Source organism: Kaistella sp. (assembly GCF_032060305.1).
Classification (GTDB): Bacteria; Bacteroidota; Bacteroidia; order Flavobacteriales; family Weeksellaceae; genus Kaistella; species Kaistella yananensis.
Genome location: NZ_DAMBHK010000042.1, coordinates 12,319 through 13,825 on the forward strand (window position 1 = coordinate 12,319; position 1,507 = coordinate 13,825).

At 37.0% G+C, this 1,507-nt stretch carries 1 protein-coding gene; it reads left to right on the plus strand.

The features are described from left to right. The first annotated feature begins 31 nt into the window (after nucleotides 1-31). Complete coding sequence (locus tag V5N63_RS07420) at nucleotides 32-1,354, plus strand: nucleoside permease (RefSeq protein ID WP_332033439.1); 1,323 nt, start codon at nucleotides 32-34, stop codon at nucleotides 1,352-1,354. Nucleotides 1,355-1,507 lie beyond the last annotated feature (153 nt).

The window sequence follows — 1,507 nt, forward strand, 5'->3', positions numbered from 1 at the left end:
AAGAAGATTGAATAATATTGATAATTAAACTATGAATTTAAAATTACGACTTACCATTGTTAGCTTTCTGCAGTTTTTTGTGTGGGGAGCCTGGCTTACGACCTTAGGAACTTATGGTTTTGCATATAAACAATGGAGTGGGGCTGAGTTTGGTGCCGTTTTTTCAACTTTAGGAATAGCTTCCATTTTTATGCCTGCATTAATGGGAATTGTTGCAGACAAATGGATTAATGCTGAAAAACTTTACGGAGCTCTCCACATTTTGTATGGTGTTACACTTTTTCTTTTGGCTAAAACAGATGATCCTACAACCTTTTTTTGGATTTTATTAATAGGAATGTGTTTTTATATGCCGACGCTTTCACTCTCGAACTCGATTTCCTATAAACTTTTAAAAGACAGTCATTATGACGTGGTAAAAGTGTTTCCGCCTATTCGGGTTTGGGGTACAATCGGCTTTATTGCCGCCATGTGGACTACCAATATTTTTAGTGATGAACAATCATTTTCTGATTTGGGAATCAGCGTAGGTAATTCATTTGCCAATATTTTTGGAAACTCACTGAATGCAAACCAATTTTATCTTGCGGGAATTTTTGCCATCATATTAGGAATCTTTGCTTTCTTTTTACCTAAATGTCCGCCGCCAAAATTGATAAGTCAAAATGCAACAATTACCCAGAAGCTTGGTCTGGACGCGTTCAGTCTTTTTAAGCAGAGAAAAATGGCGCTCTTCTTTATTTTTTCAATGTTCTTGGGTGCAGCGCTTCAGCTGACGAATATGTACGGAGACACTTTCCTGAAAGATTTCGGTAGTGTGGAAGCATTTAAAGATTCTGCAGTGGTGCAGTATTCTACTATGATAATTTCGATTTCGCAGATTTCAGAAACCTTATTTATCCTTGCAATTCCATTCTTCCTTTATAAATTTGGAATTAAGAAAGTAATGCTGATCTCGATGTTTGCATGGGTTCTTCGTTTTGGATTTTTCTCAGCGGGAGCTCCGGAAGGGTTCGGTTTGTTGTTAATTATTCTGTCCAATATTATCTACGGGATGGCATTTGATTTCTTTAATATTTCAGGCTCTTTATTTGTTGAGAGTACTACCGACAGTAAGATACGTTCCTCTGCTCAAGGTCTTTTTATGATGATGACCAATGGTTTCGGAGCAATCCTTGGAAGTGCTGTGAGTGGTTGGGCTATTTCAAGCTTCTTTACTACTCAAGATGGTGGAAAAGCGTGGCACGAAATCTGGCTTGGTTTTGCTATCTACGCTTTGGTCGTTGCTATATTATTTGCAATATTGTTCAAACACAAACATAATCCGGAAGTTTTAGCCGACGTAAAACATTAAAATTTCGCCCTGAAATAAAGCAAAACACACTTTTTTTAAAGTGTGTTTTTTTTTGTAATTTGCCGTATTAAAATTTTAAAAATTACACATGCAAGAAGTATTCATCGTATCGGCAGTTCGTACGCCAATGGGCAGTTTTCTGGGCAGTTTATC

What these genes read in the sequence shown, in the direction of transcription:
- V5N63_RS07420 (WP_332033439.1), top strand. Translation starts at nt 32, where the DNA reads ATGAATTTAAAATTACGACTTACCATTGTTAGCTTTCTGCAGTTTTTT.